The sequence below is a fragment of the Klebsiella sp. GG_Kp146 genome (assembly GCF_040061975.1).
Taxonomy (GTDB): domain Bacteria; phylum Pseudomonadota; class Gammaproteobacteria; order Enterobacterales; family Enterobacteriaceae; genus Klebsiella; species Klebsiella quasipneumoniae.
In genome coordinates, this window is sequence record NZ_JBEAHA010000016.1 from 15051 (window position 1) to 38775 (window position 23725).

The 23725-nt window shown below is 57.0% G+C and carries 22 protein-coding genes; 18 read left to right on the top strand and 4 right to left on the bottom strand.

All coding sequences use genetic code 11. The features are described from left to right. The first annotated feature begins 187 nt into the window (after positions 1–187). From ABLU95_RS18330 to ABLU95_RS18385, 12 genes are all read left to right on the top strand, one after another. Positions 188–1147, top strand: coding sequence for a thiamine pyrophosphate-dependent dehydrogenase E1 component subunit alpha (locus ABLU95_RS18330; RefSeq protein WP_032455609.1), 960 nt, complete (start codon positions 188–190; stop codon positions 1145–1147). A gap of 11 nt (positions 1148–1158) precedes the next feature. Next, positions 1159–2178, top strand: coding sequence for an alpha-ketoacid dehydrogenase subunit beta (locus ABLU95_RS18335; RefSeq protein WP_348880148.1), 1020 nt, complete (start codon positions 1159–1161; stop codon positions 2176–2178). A gap of 3 nt (positions 2179–2181) precedes the next feature. After that, positions 2182–3717: a 2-oxo acid dehydrogenase subunit E2 gene (locus ABLU95_RS18340; RefSeq protein WP_348880150.1), complete on the top strand. Its 1536-nt coding sequence runs from the start codon at positions 2182–2184 to the stop codon at positions 3715–3717. Then, a complete protein-coding gene (gene lpdA, locus ABLU95_RS18345) occupies positions 3707–5104 on the top strand; it encodes a dihydrolipoyl dehydrogenase (protein WP_348880151.1) in 1398 nt (465 codons plus the stop codon). The genes ABLU95_RS18340 and lpdA overlap by 11 nt, the downstream gene beginning before the upstream one ends. A gap of 177 nt (positions 5105–5281) precedes the next feature. Then, on the top strand, positions 5282–5533 hold the full coding sequence (locus ABLU95_RS18350) for a zinc ribbon domain-containing protein (RefSeq protein ID WP_023288528.1): 252 nt from the start codon (positions 5282–5284) through the stop codon (positions 5531–5533). 515 nt (positions 5534–6048) lie between these two features. Then, positions 6049–6840 (top strand): phospho-2-dehydro-3-deoxyheptonate aldolase, encoded by a 792-nt coding sequence (locus tag ABLU95_RS18355; protein WP_002889868.1) that lies wholly within the window; start codon positions 6049–6051, stop codon positions 6838–6840. Between the two features lie 14 nt (positions 6841–6854). Further along, positions 6855–7406 carry a glycerol-3-phosphate responsive antiterminator gene (locus ABLU95_RS18360; protein ID WP_017901014.1) on the top strand — a complete coding sequence of 184 codons (552 nt, stop codon included), beginning with the start codon at positions 6855–6857 and terminating at the stop codon, positions 7404–7406. A gap of 20 nt (positions 7407–7426) precedes the next feature. After that, on the top strand, positions 7427–8965 hold the full coding sequence (locus ABLU95_RS18365) for an FGGY-family carbohydrate kinase (RefSeq protein WP_048296783.1): 1539 nt from the start codon (positions 7427–7429) through the stop codon (positions 8963–8965). An 11-nt stretch (positions 8966–8976) separates the two neighbouring features. Continuing rightward, complete coding sequence (locus ABLU95_RS18370) at positions 8977–9738, top strand: SDR family oxidoreductase (protein WP_023288524.1); 762 nt, start codon at positions 8977–8979, stop codon at positions 9736–9738. A 16-nt stretch (positions 9739–9754) separates the two neighbouring features. Continuing rightward, positions 9755–10750, top strand: coding sequence for a 2-hydroxyacid dehydrogenase (locus ABLU95_RS18375; protein ID WP_348880152.1), 996 nt, complete (start codon positions 9755–9757; stop codon positions 10748–10750). Positions 10751–10838: 88 nt separating this feature from the next. Further along, entirely contained in the window at positions 10839–12101 is a 1263-nt protein-coding gene (locus ABLU95_RS18380; protein ID WP_023288522.1) for a PTS transporter subunit IIC, read from the top strand. A gap of 217 nt (positions 12102–12318) precedes the next feature. Continuing rightward, positions 12319–12957, top strand: coding sequence for a glutathione S-transferase family protein (locus ABLU95_RS18385; RefSeq protein ID WP_289552773.1), 639 nt, complete (start codon positions 12319–12321; stop codon positions 12955–12957). A gap of 40 nt (positions 12958–12997) precedes the next feature. On the opposite strand, the gene ABLU95_RS18390 is transcribed toward ABLU95_RS18385, so the two are convergent. Further along, positions 12998–13747, bottom strand: a complete 750-nt coding sequence (locus tag ABLU95_RS18390) for a class I SAM-dependent methyltransferase (RefSeq protein WP_050533125.1) — start codon at positions 13745–13747, stop codon at positions 12998–13000. A 57-nt stretch (positions 13748–13804) separates the two neighbouring features. Further along, positions 13805–14062, bottom strand: a complete 258-nt coding sequence (locus ABLU95_RS18395; protein ID WP_032453046.1) for a YjhX family toxin — start codon at positions 14060–14062, stop codon at positions 13805–13807. Positions 14063–14527: 465 nt separating this feature from the next. Here ABLU95_RS18395 and glaH point away from each other — a divergent pair, with 465 nt between their 5' ends. From glaH to csiR, 6 genes are all read left to right on the top strand, one after another. Next, on the top strand, positions 14528–15505 hold the full coding sequence (glaH, locus tag ABLU95_RS18400) for a glutarate dioxygenase GlaH (RefSeq protein WP_348880153.1): 978 nt from the start codon (positions 14528–14530) through the stop codon (positions 15503–15505). 27 nt (positions 15506–15532) lie between these two features. Continuing rightward, positions 15533–16801 (top strand): L-2-hydroxyglutarate oxidase, encoded by a 1269-nt coding sequence (gene lhgO / locus ABLU95_RS18405; protein WP_032453044.1) that lies wholly within the window; start codon positions 15533–15535, stop codon positions 16799–16801. Positions 16802–16824: 23 nt separating this feature from the next. After that, on the top strand, positions 16825–18273 hold the full coding sequence (gabD, locus tag ABLU95_RS18410) for an NADP-dependent succinate-semialdehyde dehydrogenase (protein WP_348880154.1): 1449 nt from the start codon (positions 16825–16827) through the stop codon (positions 18271–18273). A gap of 12 nt (positions 18274–18285) precedes the next feature. Further along, a complete protein-coding gene (gabT, locus tag ABLU95_RS18415; RefSeq protein WP_101978120.1) occupies positions 18286–19569 on the top strand; it encodes a 4-aminobutyrate--2-oxoglutarate transaminase in 1284 nt (427 codons plus the stop codon). Positions 19570–19704: 135 nt separating this feature from the next. Continuing rightward, positions 19705–21105: a GABA permease gene (gene gabP, locus ABLU95_RS18420; protein ID WP_050533149.1), complete on the top strand. Its 1401-nt coding sequence runs from the start codon at positions 19705–19707 to the stop codon at positions 21103–21105. A 46-nt stretch (positions 21106–21151) separates the two neighbouring features. Further along, the gene (csiR, locus tag ABLU95_RS18425; protein ID WP_023288513.1) at positions 21152–21844 is read left to right on the top strand and encodes a DNA-binding transcriptional regulator CsiR; all 693 of its coding nucleotides are present in this window, start codon (positions 21152–21154) and stop codon (positions 21842–21844) included. A gap of 97 nt (positions 21845–21941) precedes the next feature. Here the strand turns inward: csiR and crl are convergent, their stop codons facing one another. Beyond that, complete coding sequence (gene crl, locus ABLU95_RS18430) at positions 21942–22340, bottom strand: sigma factor-binding protein Crl (RefSeq protein ID WP_002889793.1); 399 nt, start codon at positions 22338–22340, stop codon at positions 21942–21944. Between the two features lie 57 nt (positions 22341–22397). Beyond that, a complete protein-coding gene (gene frsA / locus ABLU95_RS18435; RefSeq protein ID WP_023288512.1) occupies positions 22398–23642 on the bottom strand; it encodes an esterase FrsA in 1245 nt (414 codons plus the stop codon). Positions 23643–23725: the final 83 nt, after the last annotated feature.

Sequence of the window (23725 nt, forward strand, 5' to 3'; positions counted from 1 at the left end):
CAAACTTTATAGCTACACAAAATTTAGAAAGTTTGACCTCAAGCATGAAAACCCCCACCTACCCCCCCATGAAGGTGGCTTCGCACTCCCTTTAACCGCTCGTAGATTCATTGCATGGGTGTGGCCAGGGTTATCCGCCCTGTCTGTTGGCCCCGCCTGGGTGACCTTTATTGAGGAGAATTAAATCATGCTCAGCAAACAGGCGTTATTGCAGGCTTACCGCAAGATGCGGGAGATCAGGACCTTTGAAGAGCGGTTGCATCAGGAAAATACCAGCGGTGATATTCCCGGCTTCATTCACCTTTACACCGGTGAGGAGGCCATCGCGGTGGGGGTCTGCGAAAATTTAACGAGCGCAGATTTTATTGGTTCAACACACCGTGGACATGGCCACTGTATTGCTAAAGGGTGCGACATTCACGGCATGATGGCCGAAATATTCGGTAAGGACAGCGGGTTATGTCGCGGTAAGGGTGGGTCGATGCACATTGCCGATCTGTCGAAAGGAATGCTGGGAGCGAACGCTATCGTTGGGGGAGCCCCTCCCCTGGCCATCGGCGCCGCGCTAACGGCAAAGACGCTAAAAACCGGCAACGTCGGTGTCTCTTTTACGGGCGATGGGGGTTCTAATCAGGGCCTGGTCTTTGAAGCCATCAATATGGCAGTCGTGCTCCAGCTTCCGGCCGTCTTTATTTTCGAGAACAACGGTTACGGCGAAGGGACCGGTCATGACTACGCCGTGGGTGGGCGTGATATCGCCCGACGCGCCGCTGGCTTCGGCCTGCCGGCAGTGACCGTTGATGGCACCGATTTCTTTGCCGTTTATGAGGCCACTTCAGAGGCGGTCAAACGTGCGCGAGAAGGCGGTGGCCCAAGCGTCATTGAGGCCAAAGCCTTCCGCTGGCACGGTCATTTTGAGGGGGATCCCGCGCTATACCGCGCGGAAGGTGAAGTGCAACGCCTGCGTGAACAACATGATCCGCTGAAGATTTTCACCGCTAAGGTCAAACAGCATATCACCCAGGAAGAACTGACGGCGATTGACGAGGAAGTAGAAGCCCTTGTCAACGATGCGGTATTGAAGGCCCGCGCCGCTGCCTATCCGGCTCCGGAAGACCTGCTGACAGACGTTTATGTCTCATACTGAGGGTGATAACTATGGCGATTAAAACCTATCGTGAAGCGGTCAAGGAAGCCCTGGCTCAGGAAATGGAACGCGATGAACGGGTGGTACTCATCGGTGAAGATTTGCGTGGCGGTCATGGCGGAAATGCGCCCGAAGAGGCGAAGATAGAAGCTTTTGGCGGTGTGCTCGGCGTCACTAAAGGGCTGTGGACGCAGTTCGGCTCCGATCGGGTGATCGACACGCCCATTACCGAGTCGGCCATCATCGGAATGGCGGCCGGCGCCGCAGCGACGGGTCTGCGGCCGGTCGCGGAATTGATGTTCATGGATTTTTTTGGCGTGAGTCACGATGCGCTGTACAACCAGGCGGCTAAGTTCCGCTACATGTTTGGTGGCAAAGCCAGAGCCCCGCTGGTGATGCGAGGGATGATCGGCGCGGGGTTTTCCGCCGCGGCCCAGCATTCACAGTCACCCTATAATATCTTTGCCACCACGCCAGGGCTGAAGGTGGTGGTGCCCTCGACGCCTTATGACGTCAAAGGTCTGTTAATCCAGTCAATTCGCGACGACGACCCGGTGGTTTTCTGCGAGCATAAAATGCTGTACGACCTCAAGGGCGAGGTACCGGACGAGAGCTATACCCTCCCGCTAGGTGTAGCCAACTATACCCGCGAAGGAGAAGACGTCACCATCATTGCGTTGTCGGCAATGGTGCATAAAGCCAATCAGGTGGCGGACAAACTGGCCAGAGAGGGGATCTCGGTCGAGGTGGTCGACCCGCGGACCATTTCGCCGCTGGATGAGGAAGGGATTCTGGAATCGGTGGCGTCCACGGGGCGGGTAGTGATTGTCGACGAATCCGCGGCACGCTTCGGTTTTGCGCATGATGTCGCGGCGCTGATCGTGTCCCAGGCATTCCATTTCCTCAAAGCGCCCGTTCTGCTGGTGACGCCGCCACACACGCCGGTCCCGTTCTCCCCTGCTCTCGAAAAACTCTGGATCCCTGGCGTAGAACGTATCGAAGCCGCCGTCCGTCAAGTGCTGGAGGATTAACCTATGAGCGAAATCAAGACGCTTGAAATGCCAAAGTGGGGGCTTTCCATGGAAGAAGGCTTGCTCGCTCGGTGGGCAATCCAGGAGGGTGAGAGCTTCACCCCAGGGCAGGAAATCTGTGAGATTGAAACCAGTAAAATCGTCAATGTGCTGGAGGCCCCCTTTGCCGGTACGTTACGTCGGATACTCGCCCGAGAGGGTGAGACGCTTCAGGTAGGCGCCGTGCTGGCCCTGGCGGCTGACGCTTCGGTCAGCGATGCTGACCTGGACGAATTCGCTGCCACTCTGGCTACGGCGAAATCCGCAGCCCCTGGCACGGAGGCTGCCGCGCCGGACGTAGCGGCACAGGCAGGCGCTAAGCCACCTTCCGTTGTTTCGCCGCCATCCAACAGCCCCGAGCCCCCCGTTGGGCAGACCGACATCCCCGTCAGTCTGCAAGGCGTGACCGATGTGACTCAGGTTAATGCCACGCCCCATGCGTTACGACTCTCTGCCCGCTGGGGTGTCGACCTGAAAAAAGTCCGCGGCAGCGGGCGCGGGGATCGTATCTCTGTTTCTGATCTGGAAAGCGCGATCCTTGCCGCCGGCGGTCGCCTGGCCTCTCCGACGCCCCCTGTTCGTCGCAGCAAAGCGCCCCGCTCGCATGCCGATGACAGCCAGGTATCGGCCACCCCGCTGGCGCGCCGTCTGGCCGGCAAGCTGGGTATCAACTTGCATGACTGCCGAAGCAGCGGTTCACGCGGCCGGGTGAGTCGCGATGATGTGTTGGCCGCGGCGTTGTTACTCGACGAGCACCCGCAGACCAGCCCGGTACAGGAGAGTACCCCGGTACCCTATGAAAGCATCCCCATGTCCGGTATGCGGCGGGCTATCGCCTCTCGCCTGCAAACGTCCAAGCAACAGTCTCCCCATTTCCGTTTGAGCGTCGATCTCGATCTGGAAAGACTGTTAGCGCTACGTCAGGAAATTAACCGCGAAGTACCCGGCGTCAAGATTTCGGTTAATGACCTGCTGGTGAAGGCCTGCGCCCTGGCGCTGGTGGCCGTGCCTGACGTCAACATTCAGTTTGATGAAGCGACACAAAGTATCCGCCGCTTTGCGGATGCCGACATTTCGGTGGCCGTTGCGCTGCCTGCCGGGCTAATTACCCCTATTGTCCGCTCGGCGAACCGGAAATCGATTAGCGACATATCGAACGAAATTCACTCGCTGGTGACCAGGGCCAAAGCGGGCACGCTGAAGCCGGAAGAGTTCCAGGGGGGGACCTTTAGCGTGTCAAATCTGGGGATGCTTGGCGTCCGGCAGTTTGACGCCATCATCAATCCACCGCAAAGCGCAATCCTCGCCATTGGCGCCGGCGAAATGCGGGCGGTAGTACGCGACGGGCAAATCGTCGCGCGCCAGCAAATGACGGTATCGCTATCCTGCGATCACCGGGTTATCGATGGCGCGGCAGGTGCGGCTTTTCTCCGGGAACTCAGGCGACTGACGGAAACCCCAACCTTGATGTTTATCCAGGAGACGAGCTATGCACGATAAATACGATGTGCTGATCATCGGCGGTGGTCCTGGGGGATATGTGGCCGCCATCCGTGCCGGCCAGCTAGGGCTTCGTACCGCATTAGTGGAAAAACAACATCTGGGCGGCATCTGCCTGAACTGGGGATGCATTCCAACCAAGGCGCTGTTGCATGGCGCTGAGGTCGCGCACAGCATCACCCATGCCAGTCAGCTGGGCATCAGCGTGGGTGAGGTGAACGTCGATCTGCAGAAACTGGTGCAGTTTAGCCGTACCGTGTCGCAACAGCTCACCGGCGGGGTGGCGTACCTGTTGAAGAAAAATGGCGTGCAGGTCATTGATGGCACCGCGCGGCTGCGCGGCAAGGGGCAAATAACGGTCGAGGATGCCCGGGGGGAGACGCGCGATTACCGGGCCGATCACGTGATCCTGGCCACGGGCGCCCGACCACGCGCATTACCAGGCATCGCGCCAGATGGCGAATATATCTGGACCTATTTCGAAGCGCTGCGGCCGAAGCTATTGCCCAGGTCGCTATTAATCATCGGTTCAGGGGCGATTGGCGTCGAGTTCGCCAGCCTTTATAACGATCTGGGCTGTAAAGTGACGCTGGTCGAGCTGGCGTCGCAGATTTTGCCAGTGGAAGATGCCGAGGTGTCTGCAGCAGTGCGTAAGTCGATCGAAAAACGCGGTATTCAGGTCCATACCCAGACCCTGGTGACGCAAGTACAGCTCACCGGGAGCGGGGTGCGCTGCACCATGAAAAACACCGGCGCCGAATATTCTCAGGACGTCGAACGCGTGCTGCTGGCGGTTGGCGTACAGCCGAATATTGAAGATCTGGGGCTGGAAACGCTGGGCGTCGAGTTAGACCGCGGTTTTATCAAGACAGACACCGCTTGTCGCACTAACGTATTCGGGCTGTATGCCATCGGCGATGTAGCCGGCCCGCCGTGCCTGGCGCACAAGGCCAGCCACGAAGGCGTGATCTGCGTTGAGACACTGGCTGGTGTCGAAGGCGCCCGCCCGCTTGATCGCGACTATGTGCCCGGTTGCACGTATGCCCGGCCCCAGGTTGCCAGTCTGGGCCTGACGGAATCGACGGCCCTGGCCAGGGGACGGCCCGTCAGGATCGGTAAGTTCTCCTGGCAGAATAATGGTAAGGCGCTGGCCAGCGGCGAGACAGAGGGTTTTGTGAAGACGATTTTCGATGCTGAAACCGGCGAGTTGCTGGGCGCGCATATGGTTGGCGCACAGGTCACGGAACTGATCCAGGGGTTTGGCATCGCCCGTCACCTGGAGGCCACAGATGAAAGTCTCCTGTCGATGATCTTCGCGCATCCAACACTTTCCGAAGCGATGCATGAATCCATCCTCGCGGCCTGCGATCAACCATTGCATCAATAAGAAATAAGGGAGGCGATAGCTGCGCGATACGGAGTACGTTGCCCGTTATCCCTCCCGCACGCCCCGGCAGAAGCTCCACCAGAACGGTTACGGCAGGATCTATTGATCTGAAACGCTAAACGCCAGGCGTAAATTCTGTATGTTTAGTAGACAACTCAACGACAGGAGGAGCGCTCTATGACACAGCACGAACGGTTTTGCCAGGCCTGCGGAATGCCGATGTCCGCACCCGATGCGCAAGGGGCCAGCGATAAATATTGCGCGTATTGCAGCGACAGCGACGGTAATCTGAAATCCTGGGAAGAGGCCGTATCCGGTCTGGCGGCTTTTCTCGACTCCTGGCAAAAGGTGGGCGTAGCGGAATCACGGAAACGGGCAAAACGTTACCTGACGGCGATGCCTGCCTGGGCGCACAAAGCGGACGAGTAATTTGCCCTGGCGGCGGGAAAAAATCATTCCGGGGGACAGACCGCCATGCCGACAACGATGCTATAACGTTTTTGTACGCCATCCGGACGGGAATAAATGCGCGTTTGTGGATGACGACCTGCAGGCAGGAGCATGCATGGATGGGTTCTTCATGCGATGAAATAAACGCCTGGCGTTCTCCCCCTTGTCAGGATGCGTTATTGCCTGGTTTTTTAAGGGTTCGGTTTCTGTATTTAACCCGGCACTTTTCACAGAATACAACATATTGATGTGATGAATCTCTCATTTCAACGACACCAACTGGACAGTAAGTTATCGCGTGTGTTAGTTATTTAATCACGCAAGAGAACAGATTTAATTTAAACAAAAGTTAAACCTTTCTCACTTTGCTAAAAAATTGCATTGATAATGCTTTGGATTCCCGAACCATTATCAAAAGGGTATGTGAACAGAAAGCCCTCAGAGACGCGAGTCTCTGAGGGCTTTTTTTTGTTTTTTATCTCAGGAGTAAATAAATGTCTAAAGAACGTCGTCTCTCAAGAATATTCGCAAAAGATGGTAAATCCGTGACCTTAGCGCTGGATGGCTACTATTTTTCCACGAAAACAAATGGTATTGATAATACGATAAATCAGCTCCCTGCTCTGGTGGAACACGGCCTGGATTGCGCGCTCGTCACGTACGGCATGTTGAAGAATTATCGTGAAGCGCTGAACAGCGTTCCCGTTGTGTTACGCGTCGACAGCACGGTCAGTATCTTTGACAATACCGTTCCCGATACTACCCCCGTTTTTTCCGTCGAAGATGCGCTTAAAGTCGCTGCCGAGGGAGTGGTCTGCATGACCTTCCCCGGCGCCTTCAATGAAGAAAAAACCCACATTATGGCGATGCAACTCGCGCAGGCAGCGGATCGCTGGAACGTACCGCTGATTGTCGAATCGCTCCCGTATGGTTATCCCGTCACCAGCGATGACTCTAACAATCCGGCCATCATCGCTGCATCGGCCCGCGCAGCGGTGGAGCTGGGCGCGGACGTCATCAAAACGCGTTTTACCGGTTCACCAGAGGACCGACTGATCGTTGAAGCTGCTGGCGTGCCGGTGCTTGCCTTAGGGGGGCCAAAAACCGGCATCGATGGTTACTTCAAATTTGTTCAGCACTGTATGCAGATGGGTGCGAAAGGCGTGGCTGTGGGACGAAACATTACCCAGGATCCGCAGCCGGCGAAAGTGGTAGCAGGTCTGAATGCCATCATCCATGAAAACGCAACAGCGGAAGATGCATACAGCCTCTACATGGCTAAATAACATCGGAAATTAATATGATTTTAAATAACACCATCATCCCTTCCATCAGGAAGTATAAATACTTTGAGAAAGCATTATCCTGCCAGTCAGAATATGTGCTGCTATCCGAAGCGAATATCGGCAATCTGCAGTCGCTGATTGGCAAATGCCATCAAAGCGGTAAGAAGGTCCTCGTTCACCTTGAATTACTGGGTGGTTTCAAACCGGATCAGGCGGGGATCAATCTATTGAAAAATTATTACAAGGTTGATGGTGTTATTTCTTCCAATCTCTCCGCGCTACGCTACGCCAAAAAAGAGGGATTGCTGACCGTATATCGGGTTTTACTTATCGATTCGCGATCGCTTGATCAGTCGCTCGATATTGTTAAACACAGTCCACCGGACGCAATTGAAATCTTACCTGCTGAATATGCCTGCCAGTGTCTGGAGTTGATTAGCCGAAATTTGAAAGGCTTTGATGTGGTATTCATCGCCGGAGGCTTTGTTAAGCGCAAATACCTTGTAGATAAAATATTCCATGCCGGATTTAAAGGGATAACCACCAGCGAGCCCGGCTTATGGTAACCAATAAGGAGTCCACGCGAATGAAAGATGAATACGTCATGGGCATCGACAATGGTGGAACCGTCACCAAGGCAGCCATCTATGACCGTAAAGGACAGGTGCTCGCGATCGCCTCAAAATCCACGCAGATGCTGACACCCCGGGAATTCCACACAGAGCGCAGTATCGATGAGCTGTGGGCCGCGAATGTCGAAGTGATTAAAAAAGCGATTGAGCAATCAGGTATTGATGCCAGCCAGATAAAAGGAGTGGCCGTCACCGGTCATGGTAACGGTCTGTATCTGGTTGACGAAGAAGGCCACCCGGTGCGTAACGGCATTATATCCACCGACAGCCGGGCAAAAGAGTACGTTGAGAGATGGCAACGCTCGCCAGAATTCCTTACCGACATTTTGCCAAAAACAATGCAGTCCATCTGGGCCGGACAACCTGTCGCCTTGCTGGCATGGCTGAAGGACTTCGAGCCCGAGACGCTGCAAAAAGCGCGTTATATTTTTATGGTCAAGGACCTGATCCGTTTTTACCTGACCGGAGAGGCTTTTCTTGAGCTGACCGATATCTCAGGCACCAACCTGATCAACGTACGTGACTGCAAGTATGACGATGAACTACTGGCATGGTGGGGACTTGATGAACTGCGGGACAAATTGCCCCCCATCAAACGCTCAACGGAATGCTGCGGAAAAATCACTGACGACGTGGCCCGTCTGACCGGTTTATGCGCAGGTACGCCGGTTTCTGGCGGGGTGTTTGATATCTCGGCCTCTTCCATTGCCTCGGGGATCAACAGTCTCGATAAGATGGCGATCGTCACCGGCACCTGGAGCATAAACGAATACGTTACCGACCACCCGGTTATTGATAAAGATCTGTTTATGACCTCCATTTATCCCATTGAGGGTAAATGGCTCATCACCGAGGCCAGCCCCACCTCCGCGAGCAACCTGGAGTGGTTTATTAACAACTTTATGGAGAGCGATCGGAAAACCTCCGCCGAACAAGGATCGTCGGTCTATGACCTGTGCAATAAGCTGGTTTCGTCAACGACGCCGGATGAAAGCCACCTGCTGTTCTTTCCGTTCGTGTTTGGCTCTAACACCATTCCCGACGCCTCGGCCGGCTTTATCGGTGTCAACAGCTTTCATAAAAAAGCCCATTTTCTGCGGGCGATTTATGAGGGCGTGGCCTTTAGCCATCTCTACCACACCGAGCGCTTGCGCAATATTAACCCGAAGTTAAGCCGCACAATTCGTATTGCCGGCGGTGTCACGAACTCCCCGGTCTGGCTACAGATATTCGCCGATATCTTCCAGGCCACGCTGGAAATCGTTGACGTCAAAGAGCACGGGACCCTGGGTACCGCGATGACCGCAGCCGTCATGGTGGGCTGGTTTGCAGAGGTATTTGCTGCCTCAAACGAAATGGTCCATGTCTCACGCACCGTCTCCCCTAATCCGGAAAATCACCGGGTCTACCAGACCAAATACCAGCTTTATAAAAACCTGTTATCAGAAATGCAGTCGCCGTGGAAAAGCTGCAGCAACTACATCGCGCACTAAGTGAGGAAAAAATGGATCTGAATTTAACGAATCGTACGGCCATCGTGACAGGCGGCGCAACCGGCCTGGGGAAAGAGTTTGTTCTTTCTCTCGCCAAAGAAGGCGTCAATATCTGCTTTACCTATATGCGGGAAGAAGAGCATCCCGAACGGCTGATCGAAACGGTGAAGGCCAGCGCGAACGTAGAGATCATCGCGGTTAAAACCGATCTTTCTGACGAACAGAGCCGGGAAAATCTGTTTGCCACCTGTATCGACAGACTGGGCAAAGCCGACATTCTGGTGAATAACGCCGGGATCTGGCTGAGCGGCTACGTCACCGAGATCAGCCCGCAGGACTGGGATCTGGTGATGAATGTCAATCTGAAAGCCATCTTCCATCTCAGCCAGCTATTTGTAAATCACTGCCTGCAGCATGACCGGATGGGCAGCATTCTGAATATTACCTCGCAGGCCGCGTTCCACGGCTCCACGACGGGACATGCGCACTACGCGGCAAGTAAGGCCGGTCTGGTCGCCTTTGCTATCTCTCTGGCGCGGGAAGTCGCCAAACAAAAAATCAATGTGAACAATATCGCCGTCGGGATCATGGATACTGCGATGATCCGTAAGAACATTGAGCAAAACCCTGACTATTACGTCAGTCGTATTCCGGTGGGCCGCGTGGCTCAGCCTCAGGAAATTGCCGACATCGGTGTCTTCATGGTTTCTCCTAAGACCAGCTATATGACGGGAGCAACTCTGGACGTTACCGGCGGTATGTTGATGCGTTAATCGAGGGAGAATCATTATGAAATGTCTGGCAATTGCCGATCTGTTTATCAATGCAGCAATGATGGAATCAGGACTGAAAGCGCTCAGGGATAACGGGATTGAAGTCGAAGTACGCGAGTGGTCACATGACTCCATTGAGAAACTTCAGGAAGATAATCTGCGGGTTGAACAGGAAGGCGCGGAAGCCGTGGCCTTACCGGAAGATCTGCTTCAGGGAGCGGGTGATATTGACATCCTGATCACTCAGTTTGCCCCCGTCAATACTGCGGTGTTCGATAAACTACCCACGCTGAAATATGTAGGCGTACTCCGCGGTGGCGTGGAAAACGTGAATCTTGAGGTGGCGAACGCCCGGGGCGTTGAGGTGATGAACACCCCGGGGCGTAACGCTCGCAGCGTCGCTGAATTCACGGTCGGCATGATCCTGGCGGAAATGCGCAATATCGCCCGGTCACACGATGCCCTGCGTGACAAATACTGGCGTAAAGACAGCCCGAACCATCAGGCGATCCCGGAGCTTGGCGGAAAAGTCGTGGGGCTGGTTGGCCTCGGCCATATTGCCCAACTGGTCGCGGGATTTCTCAGCGGCTTTGGCACGGAGATTATCTTTTACGATAAGTACGTTGCAGGCCATGAACGTTATGAGAAAGTCGATTCACTGGACGAACTGGTACAACGCGCCGACGTTATCTCGTTACATGCTCGCCTGACGCCGGAAACCGAAAATCTGATTAACGCACACCATTTCGCGCTGATGAAGCGCAGTGCCATCATTGTTAACACGGCACGCTCCGGGTTAATCAATGAAAAAGAGATGATTGATGCGCTCAGATCCGGGCAAATTATGGGCGCCGCGCTTGATACCTTTGATGAAGAACCGCTTCCTGACGACAGTGCATTCTATACACTGAATAACGTGACCATTACGCCGCATATTGCCGGGAGTACCATTGACGCATTCAGTAATTCGCCCAAACGCTTCGCTGAGATCCTTTTAAAGAAACTCAGTTAAATACTAAAAGAACCATTAAAGGTATTAACAGGGCCCAATGGGCACGGGTTAACTCGTGCCCAATTCGCCCGCCTTTTAAGGAATCATTATGGATATTATCAACAGCATTATTAGTCTGGGGGCATCAGTAATGATGCCAGTAATATTCTTTATTATCGCGCTTTGCTTTGGCGTTAAAATCGGTACGGCATTTAAAGCAGGGATGCTGGTCGGCATTGGTTTTGAAGGGGTGGGGCTGGTGATTGGCCTGCTGCTGACAAACCTGGGCCCGGCATCGCAGGCGATGGTTGAGCGTATCGGCCTGCAGTTAACGGTCGTTGATACCGGTTGGCCTACCGCATCGACTATTGGCTGGGGTTCGCCGCTGATGCTGCCCGTCGTGGTGGGCTTTATCGTCATCAACCTGGCCATGCTTCTGTTGAAATTAACCAAAACGGTGAATATCGATATTTTTAACTACTGGATTTTCCTGATCATGGGGTCTGTGGTCTATGCCGGAACGGGAAATTACTGGCTTTCTGTCGGTATTACTTTCGCTATTTTTGTGTTGACGCTATTGGCCGCAGATTTAACGGCGCCGTATTTACAAAAAAACTATAATCTTAAAGGGATATCATTCCCACATCTTACCTGTATAGCTTACGTGCCGTTTGGCATTGCCTGTAATTACATCATTGATAAGATCCCGCTCATCAATAAAATCAATTTCGATCCGGAAAGTATTAATAAAAAATTCGGCGTTTTTGGCGAGCCTCTTACCCTGGGGTTTGTGCTGGGACTGCTGTTGGCTTTCCTGGCTGGATATGACATTTCCGCTGCCGTTTCACTGGCCATTAAGGTTTCAGCCGCCATGCTGCTGCTGCCTAAAATGATTGAAATTCTGGTGCAGGGATTGTTGATTGTCCGTGATGCCGCTGAAGCAAAACTGAAGGCTAAATTTCCGGGGCGCGATTTTTACATCGGGATGGATACGGCGTTATTGATCGGTGAACCTTCGGTACTGGCGACCGGTCTGCTGTTAATCCCTATGGCTGTGGTGCTGTCTATCATTCTGCCCGGCAACCGCGTACTGCCCTTTGTCGATCTGGCTTCGTTAATGTTCCTGCTGGCAATGGTCACGCCGTTCTGTAAACGAAATATGTTCCGCATGTTCATAACCGGAACCCTGATCGTGACCTGCATCCTGTATGTCGGGACGGACATTTCGCAAGAATATACTCAGGCGGCGGTGAACTCACATATTCCGGTACCGGAAGGGATGGCCGAGATCACCAATATCGTCGGCGGCGCCACGACGCCTGTCGGCTGGCTGGCCGTCAAATTTGGCGAGTTTTTTAGCGCCACACCTTAGTACAAGACCACTTAAGTAAACAGAGGGCAAACTGTTGCCCTCTGTTTCTTCCACTCATTCTGTGCGCTGAATAGCTGGCTGAGCTACGCCTCTGGTTTGAACATCTGACCAGCGCAGCCGCCCCCTGCGCGGAGAGGTGACTCATTTCTTTTGTGACCCCTCCCGTTTTCAACCCTACCTGCTATGCTCCTTCTTTCCCTGTTCACAGGAGATCCCGATGCTGACTATCTGGGGCCGAAAAACTTCCTCTAACGTGCAGGCGCTGATGTGGTGTGTTGGCGAGCTTGGTCTGGACTATCTCCGCTTCGACGTGGGCCATCGCTATGGCGGTACCGACAGCGAGGCGTTTTATCAGCTCAATCCCAATCGTACGGTGCCAGTGCTGCAGGATGGCGATAATCCGCCGCTGTGGGAAACCGGCGCGATCCTTCGCTATTTAGCCAGTCGCTACGCCGACGACGCCTTCTGGCCGGGCGACCTGCTGGCTCGTACTGAGATTGATCGCTGGGCCGAGTGGTCAAAGCAGAATATTGCCCTCGGCTTTACGGCGCCGGTGTTCTGGCGCGTGGTGCGCACGCCCGCCGCCGAGCGGGATCCGCAGGCCATCGCCGCGGCGGTGACGGCCCTTGAGCAAAAGCTGGCGATTGCCGAGGAACGTCTCGCCGGCAGTCGCTATCTGGTGGGCGATACGCTCACCCTGGCCGACATCCAGTTTGGTCATGTGCTGTACCGCTACTTTGCAATCGATATCCCCCGTCGTCCCCTCCCCCATCTTGCGGCCTATTACGCACGGCTAACCGCACGGCCCGCCTTTCGCCAACACGTCATGGTCAGCTACGACGAGCTGAAGGTCTGAAGATGGTCGGTAGCGCCTCCCGACGCTACCGACACGCTGGTTAACGCGCCATCAGGACAAACACGCCCCAGCCGAGATATTCCCGGGTCCAGGTGACATGGTGCAGCGGCGCGGTGGTCAACTGCTGGCGAACCTCCGGCGCGAAGTCATCGTGCGGATTGGCCTCCAGCCAGCGGCGCATCGTCAGCCATTTCGCCGCTTCATAACGATCCCAGCCCTCCTGGTCCGCCAGCACCATCTCCACTACGTCATAGCCCAGTTCGCCGAAGTGGGCGACCAGCGCCGGCAGCGTCAGGAAGTCGTCGGGAGAGTGCGCGCCGCAGGCAACCGCCTCTTCCGCCGTGGCGGGGCGTTTGCGCCACCATGGCTCGCCGATCAGCAGCATACCGCCTGGGTTAAGGCTCTGCTTCAGCAGCGCAATCGTGCCTGCCACGCCGCCGCCGATCCACGTTGCCCCCACGCAGGCGGCAATATCGCACGGTTGACTGGCGACATACCCGCTGGCATCCTGGTGCACAAAGGTCACCCGGTCGCTCACCCCGAGCGCCTCTGCCCGGGCGGCCGCTTGCTGGCTGAACAGCAGGCTCATGTCCACCCCGGTGCCGACGATCTGATGATCGCGCGCCCAGCTACAGAGCATCTCTCCGGAGCCGCTGCCGAGGTCAAGAATGGAGGCGCCCGGCGCCATTCGCAGCGCCCGCCCCAGCGTGGCGTACTTTTCCGGGGTAAAGGGGTTATGAATACGGTGTTCGCTTTCACTGATAGTAAAAATGCGAGGGATATCGATCATGGGTTTTTCTCCTTGAGAGCCATACGCCCGGGCAGCGACCCTGCCCGGGTCGCTGTATCAGCGGTTGTCCGCCTGTGCGCGAACGTTGGTCAAACCGGTGGTGTTGATCCGGTACGGCTGGCCATTCACCGACTTAATCAGCTTTTTGGTTTTGAGCTTTTTGAAGACCGCGAGGGTGCAGTCGCTCAGCAACAGCCCTTCCCGGGTGTAGCATTCGACGGCGGTAATGCGGCCGGAGGTATCGCGGACGTGCGCAATACGGCCACCTTTGGCGAGTACGTGTAAGGTCCGTTGTTCCTGACGGGATAAATTCATACTGAAACCTGTTCATTATCATGTGCGAAAACATGCCTACACCCGCAGGTGTGTGCGTAAGGTTTAAGCGCAGCGATAATCAGTCCGGCCTGGGCAGGTCGGGAAGCTGATTATCTGATAATGACATTCTCCAGCATCGAAGCCTCGGTGAGCATTGAAAGGTATTTACCAGCTGAATGTTAACACCTTCATCTGGTAAGGGTATTGCACAGATTAAAAACTGTGATCGGCGTTATGATTTACCCTCAGCCTTTCGGCATTTTGCCTTTTCCGCCACCCGCTTTGTTCCTCAACGTTAACCACCGCCTTATCTCTCTCGCATTGTTAAATAATTGTTGTCAGATCACAAAATAGAAACAAAAAGGCCATTTCGTACGCATTTTATAAAAATGTAGATATTTTTAATTTATGGCTACGAAATGAACATCACCCTGACCTTCCATTCCATTGCGAGGAACGATCCTGATGAACGCCCTGACCGCAGTAAAACCGACATCCGCGCCGTTAGCTCAACAATTCCCTGGCTTTACCGTCGCTCCTTCCGCCCAGTCGCCGCGCCTGCTGGAGCTCACCTTTTCCGCCGACACCACCGCCCAGTTTCTGCAGCAGGTCGCGCAGTGGCCGGTGCAGGCGCTGGAGTACAAATCTTTCTTACGCTTCCAGGTGGGCAAGATCCTCGACGATCTGTGCGGCAACCAGCTGCAGCCGCTGCTGATCAAAACGCTGCTCGACCGCGCGGAAGGCGCGCTGCTGATCAACGGCGAAGGGATCGATAACGTCAGCCAGGCCGAGGAGATGGTCAAGCTGGCCACCGCCGTGGCGCACCTGATTGGCCGTTCCAATTTCGACGCCATGAGCGGCCAGTATTACGCCCGTTTCGTGGTGAAAAACGTCGATAACTCCGACAGCTATCTGCGCCAGCCGCACCGGGTGATGGAGCTGCACAACGACGGCACCTACGTCGAAGAGCAAACCGACTATGTGCTGATGATGAAGATCGACGAGCAGAACATGCAGGGCGGCAATTCCCTGCTGCTGCATCTCGACGACTGGGAGCACCTCGACGAATTCTTCCGCGACCCGCTCGCCCGCCGCCCGATGCGCTGGGCCGCGCCGCCGAGCAAAAACGTCAGCAAAGATGTCTTCCACCCGGTATTCGACGTCGACCAGCTGGGTCGCCCGGTGATGCGCTATATCGACCAGTTCGTCCAGCCGAAAGATTTCGAAGAAGGCACCTGGCTGAGCCGCCTCTCCGACGCGCTGGAGACCAGCAAAAACATTCTTTCTGTACCGGTTCCGGTAGGCAAATTTCTGTTGATAAACAACCTGTTCTGGCTGCATGGCCGCGACCGCTTTACGCCGCACCCGGACCTGCGCCGCGAGCTGATGCGCCAGCGCGGCTACTTTGCGTATTCCACGAATAATTACCAGACTCATCAATAAGGGTTTTCAGGCGAAGGAATTGAGCGGATGTATGATTTCGTGATTATCGGCGGCGGCATCATCGGCATGTCGACCGCCATGCAGTTAATTGAGATTTACCCGGATGCCCGCATTGCGCTGCTGGAAAAAGAGGCCGGCCCGGCCTGCCATCAGACCGGCCATAACAGCGGCGTGATCCACGCCGGGGTGTACTACACGCCCGGCAGCCTCAAGGCGCAGTTTTGCCTCGCCGGCAACCGCGCCACCAAAGCCTTTTGCGAGCAGAACGGCATCCGCTACGACGTCTGCGGCAAGATGCTGGTCGCCACCTCGCCGCTGGAGATGGAGCGGATGCGCGCCCTGTGGGATCGCACCGCCGCCAACGGCCTGCAGCGGGAATGGCTGAGCGCCGGGGAGCTGCGCGAGCGCGAACCGAACATCAGCGGACTCGGCGGGATCTTCGTCCCTTCCAGCGGCATCGTCAGCTACCGCGACGTGGCGGCGGCGATGGCGAAGAACTTCGAATCGAAAGGCGGCGCCATCGTCTACAACGCCGAAGTCAGCGCCCTGAAAGAACACGCCAGCGGCGTGGTCGTCCACACCCGCCAGGGCGGCGAGTATGAGGCCTCGACGCTGATTACCTGTTCCGGGCTGATGGCCGATCGACTGGTGAAAATGCTCGGCGTCGATCCCGGGTTTATCATCTGCCCGTTCCGCGGGGAGTATTTCCAGCTTGCCCCGCAGCACAATCAGATCGTCAACCATCTGATCTATCCGATCCCCGATCCGGCGATGCCGTTCCTCGGCGTCCACCTGACCCGCATGATCGACGGCAGCGTCACCGTCGGCCCCAACGCCGTGCTGGCCCTGAAGCGCGAAGGCTATCGCAAACGCGATATTTCGCTGGCCGATACCCTGGAGATCCTCACCTCGCCCGGCATTCGCCGGGTACTGCAAAACAACCTGCGCTCCGGGCTGGGCGAAATGAAAAATTCGCTGTGCCGAAGCGGCTATCTGCGGCTGGTGCAGAAATACTGCCCGAGCCTGACATTGCGCGATTTGCGCCCGTGGCCGGCCGGCGTGCGGGCGCAGGCGGTATCGCCGCAGGGCAAACTGATCGACGATTTTCTCTTCGTCACCACCGCGCGTTCCATTCACACCTGTAACGCGCCGTCACCCGCGGCGACGTCGGCTATCCCGATCGGCGCGCATATCGTCAGCAAGGTGCAGACCCTGCTGGCCAGCCAGAGCAATCCCGGACGCACGCTGCGTGCGGCACGTAGCGTGGAGACACTACACGCCGCTTTTACCCGTTAACCCCCTGAAGACAGGAAGCGATTATGCAACTCAACGATATGACTCTGTTTCGCCAGCAGGCGCTGATTGATGGTCAGTGGCGCGATGCGCCCAACGACGACGTGATTGCGGTGACCAACCCCGCCAACGGCGAGCAGCTCGGCAGCGTGCCGAAAATGGGCGCTGACGAAACCCGACAAGCGATCGAAGCCGCTAACCGCGCCCTTCCCGCCTGGCGCGCCCTCACCGCCAAAGAGCGGGCGAATATTCTGCGCCGCTGGTTCGATCTCATGCTGGAGAACCAGGACGATCTCGCCCGTCTGATGACCCTCGAGCAGGGGAAACCGCTGGCGGAAGCCAAAGGCGAAATCAGCTACGCCGCCTCCTTTATTGAATGGTTCGCCGAAGAAGGTAAACGCATTTACGGCGACACCATTCCGGGCCACCAGGCCGACAAGCGCCTGCTGGTGATAAAGCAGCCCATCGGCGTCACCGCCGCCATCACCCCGTGGAACTTCCCGGCGGCGATGATCACCCGCAAAGCGGGCCCGGCGCTGGCCGCGGGCTGCACCATGGTCCTGAAACCGGCCAGCCAGACGCCGTTTTCCGCGCTGGCGCTGGCCGAACTGGCGAATCGCGCCGGGATCCCCGCCGGGGTGTTCAACGTCGTCACCGGCTCAGCCGGCGCGGTCGGCGGCGAACTGACCAGCAACCCGCTGGTACGCAAGCTCTCCTTTACCGGCTCGACCGAGATTGGCCGCCAGCTGATGGAGCAGTGCGCGAAAGACATCAAAAAAGTCTCCCTGGAGCTGGGCGGCAACGCGCCGTTTATCGTCTTCGACGATGCCGATCTCGATAAAGCCGTCGAGGGGGCGCTGGCGTCGAAGTTCCGCAACGCCGGGCAAACCTGCGTCTGCGCCAACCGCCTGTACGTCCAGGACGGGGTGTATGACCGTTTCGCCGAGAAGCTGCAGCAGGCGGTGGAAAAACTGCGCATCGGCGACGGCCTGCAGGAGGGCGTCACGACCGGCCCGCTGATCGACGAGAAAGCCGTCGCCAAAGTTGAAGAACACATTGCCGACGCCATCGCCAAAGGCGCAAAGGTGGTCACCGGCGGCAAACCGCACGCCCTGGGCGGCAACTTCTTCCAGCCCACCATCCTGGTCAACGTGCCTGACAGCGCCAAAGTGGCGAAAGAGGAGACCTTCGGCCCGCTGGCCCCGCTGTTCCGCTTTAAAGATGAAGCCGACGTCATTGCCCAGGCCAACGATACCGAGTTCGGTCTCGCCGCCTATTTCTACGCCCGCGATCTGAGCCGTGTGTTCCGCGTCGGCGAAGCGCTGGAGTACGGCATCATCGGCATCAATACCGGAATTATCTCCACCGAAGTCGCTCCGTTCGGCGGCGTTAAGGCCTCCGGCCTCGGCCGCGAAGGGTCGAAGTACGGCATCGAAGACTACTTAGAAATCAAATACATGTGTATTGGCCTTTAACAGGAGTGACGGATGAACAGCAATAAAGCAATGATGGCGCGTCGCAGCGACGCGGTCCCGCGCGGCGTCGGCCAGATCCATCCTGTCTTCGCCGAGCGCGCGGAGAACTGCCGGGTGTGGGACGTCGAAGGGCGGGAATATCTCGATTTTGCCGGCGGTATCGCGGTGCTCAATACCGGCCACCTGCATCCGCAGATTGTCGCCGCCGTGGAGGACCAGCTGAAAAAGCTGTCCCATACCTGCTTCCAGGTGCTGGCCTACGAGCCCTACCTGGCGCTGTGCGAAAAGATGAACCAGAAGGTGCCTGGTGATTTCGCCAAGAAAACCCTGCTGGTGACCACCGGGTCGGAAGCGGTGGAGAACGCAGTGAAGATCGCCCGCGCGGCAACCGGGCGCAGCGGCGCGATCGCCTTCACCGGCGCCTATCACGGCCGCACTCACTACACCCTGTCGCTGACCGGTAAAGTGAATCCATACTCCGCCGGTATGGGCTTAATGCCGGGTCACGTCTATCGCGCCCTCTATCCGTGCGCGCTGCACGGCGTCAGCGATGAAGAGGCGATCGCCAGCATCCATCGCATCTTCAAAAACGATGCCGCGCCGGAAGATATCGCCGCCATCATTATCGAGCCGGTGCAGGGTGAAGGCGGATTCTATGCCGCCTCCCCGGCCTTTATGCAGCGCCTGCGCGCCCTGTGCGACGAGCACGGCATTATGCTCATCGCCGATGAAGTACAGAGCGGCGCGGGCCGCACCGGTACCCTGTTCGCCATGGAGCAGATGGGCGTCGCGGCGGATATCACCACCTTCGCCAAATCTATCGCCGGCGGTTTCCCGCTGGCGGGCGTCACCGGCCGCGCGGAGGTGATGGACGCCATCGCCCCGGGCGGACTGGGCGGCACCTACGCCGGCAACCCCATCGCCTGCGCCGCCGCCCTGGCGGTATTGCAGATTTTCGAGCAGGAGAATCTGCTGGAAAAAGCCAACCAGCTCGGCGATACCCTGCGCCAGGGCCTGCTGGCGATCGCAGAAGATCATCCGGAGATCGGCGACGTGCGCGGTCTGGGAGCGATGATCGCCATTGAGCTGTTTGAAGAGGGCGACCACAGCAGGCCGAACGCCAGGCTGACGGCGGATATTGTCGCCCGGGCGCGCGACAAAGGTCTGATCCTGCTCTCCTGCGGACCGTACTACAACGTGCTGCGCATCCTGGTGCCGCTGACCATCGAAGAGGCGCAGATCGAGCAGGGGCTGAAGATCATCGCCGACTGCTTTACCGAGGCGAAACAGGCATAGCACACCAGACATGCGGACACGAAGTACGTTAGTAAGGGAATAAAGACGAGACCTGCAAAACAACAATAATACGCGTGCCCCGGCGCGGGAATGTCGGGGCGCTCTCCCAGGTGACACACTTCGAGAGGGTAAATGATGGGGCAACTGTCGCAATCACAGGATTTAGGGGCGGGGCTGAAGTCGCGCCACGTCACGATGTTATCTATCGCCGGGGTGATCGGCGCGAGTTTATTTGTCGGATCCAGCGTCGCCATTGCCGAGGCGGGCCCGGCGGTGCTGCTGGCCTATCTGTTTGCCGGGCTACTGGTGGTGATGATTATGCGTATGCTGGCCGAAATGGCGGTCGCCACGCCGGATACCGGCTCCTTTTCCACCTACGCCGATAAAGCCATCGGCCGCTGGGCGGGGTATACCATCGGCTGGCTGTACTGGTGGTTTTGGGTATTGGTTATTCCGCTGGAAGCCAATATCGCGGCGATTATTTTGCATTCATGGGTGCCGGGCGTCCCGGTGTGGTTGTTCTCTCTGGTCATCACCCTCGCCCTCACCGGCAGTAACCTGCTGAGCGTCAAAAACTACGGCGAATTCGAGTTCTGGCTGGCGCTGTGCAAAGTGGTCGCTATTCTGGCGTTTATCGTACTGGGCGCGGTCGCCATTACCGGCTTTTATCCGTATGCCGAGGTGAGCGGCATTTCGCGTCTGTGGGATCACGGCGGCTTTATGCCCAACGGCTTCGGCGCGGTGCTGAGCGCGATGCTGATCACCATGTTCTCGTTTATGGGCGCGGAGATTGTCACTATTGCCGCCGCCGAATCGGATACCCCGGATAAACATATCGTGCGCGCCACCAACTCGGTGATCTGGCGTATCTCTATTTTTTATCTGTGCTCGATCTTTATCGTCGTCGCCCTCATCCCATGGAATATGCCGGGGCTGAAGAGCATTGGCTCCTACCGCTCGGTGCTCGAGCTGCTGCATATTCCCTATGCCAAGCTGATTATGGACGGCGTGATCCTCCTGTCGGTCACCAGCTGTCTGAACTCGGCGCTGTATACCGCCTCGCGGATGCTCTACTCCCTGAGCCGCCGCGGCGATGCGCCGGCCTTCATGGGGCGGACCAACCGCAGCAAAACGCCGTACGTGGCGGTGCTCCTCTCCACCGGCGCGGCGTTCCTCACCGTGGTGGTGAACTACTACGCGCCTGCCAAGGTGTTTAAATTCCTCATCGACAGCTCCGGCGCCATCGCCCTGCTGGTCTATCTGGTGATCGCCGTTTCGCAACTGCGGATGCGTAAAATCCTTCAGGCGCAAGGCGGGGAGATCCGTCTCAGAATGTGGCTCTATCCGTACCTGACCTGGCTGGTGATCGCCTTTATCACCTTCGTGCTGGTGGTGATGCTGTTCCGTCCGGCGCAGCAGCTGGAGGTGATCTCTACCGGCCTGTTAGCATTGGGAATTATTTGTACGGTACCGATTATGTCGCGCTGGAAAAAGCTGGTATTGTGGCAAAAACTGCCGCTGCAAAATACGCGTTAACCCTGTTCCCGGCCCCCCGCCGGGAAGAGTATTCAGGAGTAAGATCATGACCGCCATTTCTCAGGCGACGGCCATTGACGGGTACCGTTGGTTAAAAAACGACATCATCCGCGGGGTCTACCAACCCGATGAGAAGCTGCGGATGAGCCTGTTGACCTCGCGCTATGCCCTGGGGGTCGGTCCGCTGCGCGAGGCGCTTTCGCAGCTGGTGGCCGAACGGCTGGTGACGGTGGTCAATCAGAAAGGCTATCGGGTGGCGCCCATGTCGGAACAGGAGCTTCTCGATATCTTCGACGCGCGCGCCAACATGGAAGCCATGCTGGTGCGCCTCGCCATCGAGCGCGGCGGCGATGAGTGGGAGGCGGAGCTGCTGGCCCGCGCCCATCTGCTCAACAAGCTGGAGTCGTGCGAGGCAAGTGAGCGCTTACTCGATGAGTGGGACCAGCGCCACCAGGCGTTTCACACCGCCATCGTCGCCGGCTGCGGTTCGCAGTATCTGCTGCAAATGCGCGAGCGGCTCTTCGATCTGGCGGCCCGCTACCGTTTTATCTGGCTGCGCACCACCGTCCTGTCGGTGGAGATGCTGGAAGATAAGCATGTCCAGCATCAGACCCTGGTGGACGCTATTCTGGCGCGCGACGCCGAGCAGGCCAGCGCGCTGATGCGCGAGCACTTACTGACGCCGATCCCGATTATTCAGCAGGCGATGGCCGGCAAGCTGCAGCCGCAGGCAGTGTGAGCCAGGTGGCGGGGTGGAGAGTGCGGGTGGGGCGGCAAAGTCTTCGTCACGCTCCTCCACGCCGCACGGGCGTGGAGAAATCGTATCTGTAGATCAATCAGGCGCGCAGGCGAACCGGCTCGCTGAAATCGTCGGCCGGTTCCAGCTTCAGATTAAAGGTGGTCAGCAGCGCTGCGGCGCGCTCGTGAAACTCGCGCAGCGTTTTTTCCAGTCTGTCGCTCACTTCCGGGTCGTCAATGTCGACCGCCTGCCATGACCCTTCTTTATTGAACAGGCCAAACTGGTAGCTATAGGTGAAACGTGACTCTTGTGCTTCCATTTCCATCCACCAGCCCCAGAATTCACGCTTCTCCGGTGCGGGCTTAACGTTGACGCAAACTGCCAGGCAATCGAAAAAGAAACGGTTGTCATGGCACTGCTCTTCGCGAATGTAAGGCCCTAGCGCCGTGAATTTCTTGATCAACTTACTTTTCAGGTGTCCACTCGGTAACGTCATTGCGATCTCCTTTAGTGATGCAACTGTTTTACCAAACCAATAGAATTTAGCAATAAATTAACCAAATCTATGGTTGATCCAGCGGGCGATCTGTCGCAATGCGTGATCAAAATTGCGATACACCGGGTTAAACGGGATCTCCAGCAGTTTGCCATCGGCAGATGACGAGGTGATTAACCGCGACTCCTCTTCGGGGCTGAACGGATCGTCCTTCCAGAAGCCGGAAAGCATCGGCGTCGGGCAACGGCGTCCCAGCAGTCCCTGGGTTTTTAACGAGTAGCGGTTGAGCTCCACGCGCAGCGCTTCATCGGACGCGTCATGCATGCCCAGCCGCGAGGCCAGCACGTCGAGGTACATCTCCGGCACGCGCCCCTGATGCAGAGGATCCACCAGCAGACCGTGGACCACCGGCCCCAGACAGGCTACGGCCTTCAGCCGCTGCGGCTCCAGGTAACCGAGACGCACCGCGATATTGGCGCCAAAACGGAAGCCGAAGGCGGCGACCCGGGTATGGTCGATCCATGGCACATTTTCCAGATGGCGCAGCGCGTGCTGATGCAGCAGGCTGGTGTCCTGATTCAGCGTCCATTTTGACGAGAAGCCGATGGAGGGCATATCAATGGTCAGCATGGCAATGCCGAGCGGTGAGAAGTAGTTCTCATACAGGTTGTAATAATCCGTCTGCAGCGAGTCCAGCCCCCCACACATCAGCACCGTCGGAAACGGCCCCTCGCCTTTCGGCATATGCAAAAAGCCGGTGATCGGCGAACCGCCAGGGATGGTGAACTCCAGCTCGCGCAGGGCGCCAGGCAGCCGCTGGGCGGCCTCTTCATACGCCCGGTTGGCTAGAGCCTGCGCCTGTTCCGCCAGCTCATCGCCTTTAATATGCGGATAAGCGGCAATGCTGTACAGGTTCGAAGCATGCAGCCAGTGGCGGCCGCTCAGCAAAGGATCGGCTTCCTGCCCGGCCTTTTGCTGCCACTGCATCGCCTCTTTCGCCCACTCAAAGATCCAGTTGCCGCCGCGATAGCCGATGACGGTATCGAACAGCTCGGGATCCGTTCGTTCGGCCTCGCTCATCACAATGCGCGCTTGCACATCAAGGATCTCCTGCGGGGTTACGCCGCGCCAGATCCACATTAAGCGATTGATCAGACGGTACCAGTGTTCGACGTGATTGCCGCTCAGCGCTGACTGCATCGCCTGGGGTTTTCCGGCAGAAAACCGGCGCACCAGCGTAGAGGTTTCGGGATGTTTGAAGCGAGGTTTAAACAGCGTTTCGCTGAGGTTAGCCTGTGACATGTGCAGTCTCCGTCGTAGTGCCACTCCGGATATTGTAACCTGCTATAGGATAAAAAAAACCACGCCCGGCAAGCCGGGCGCGG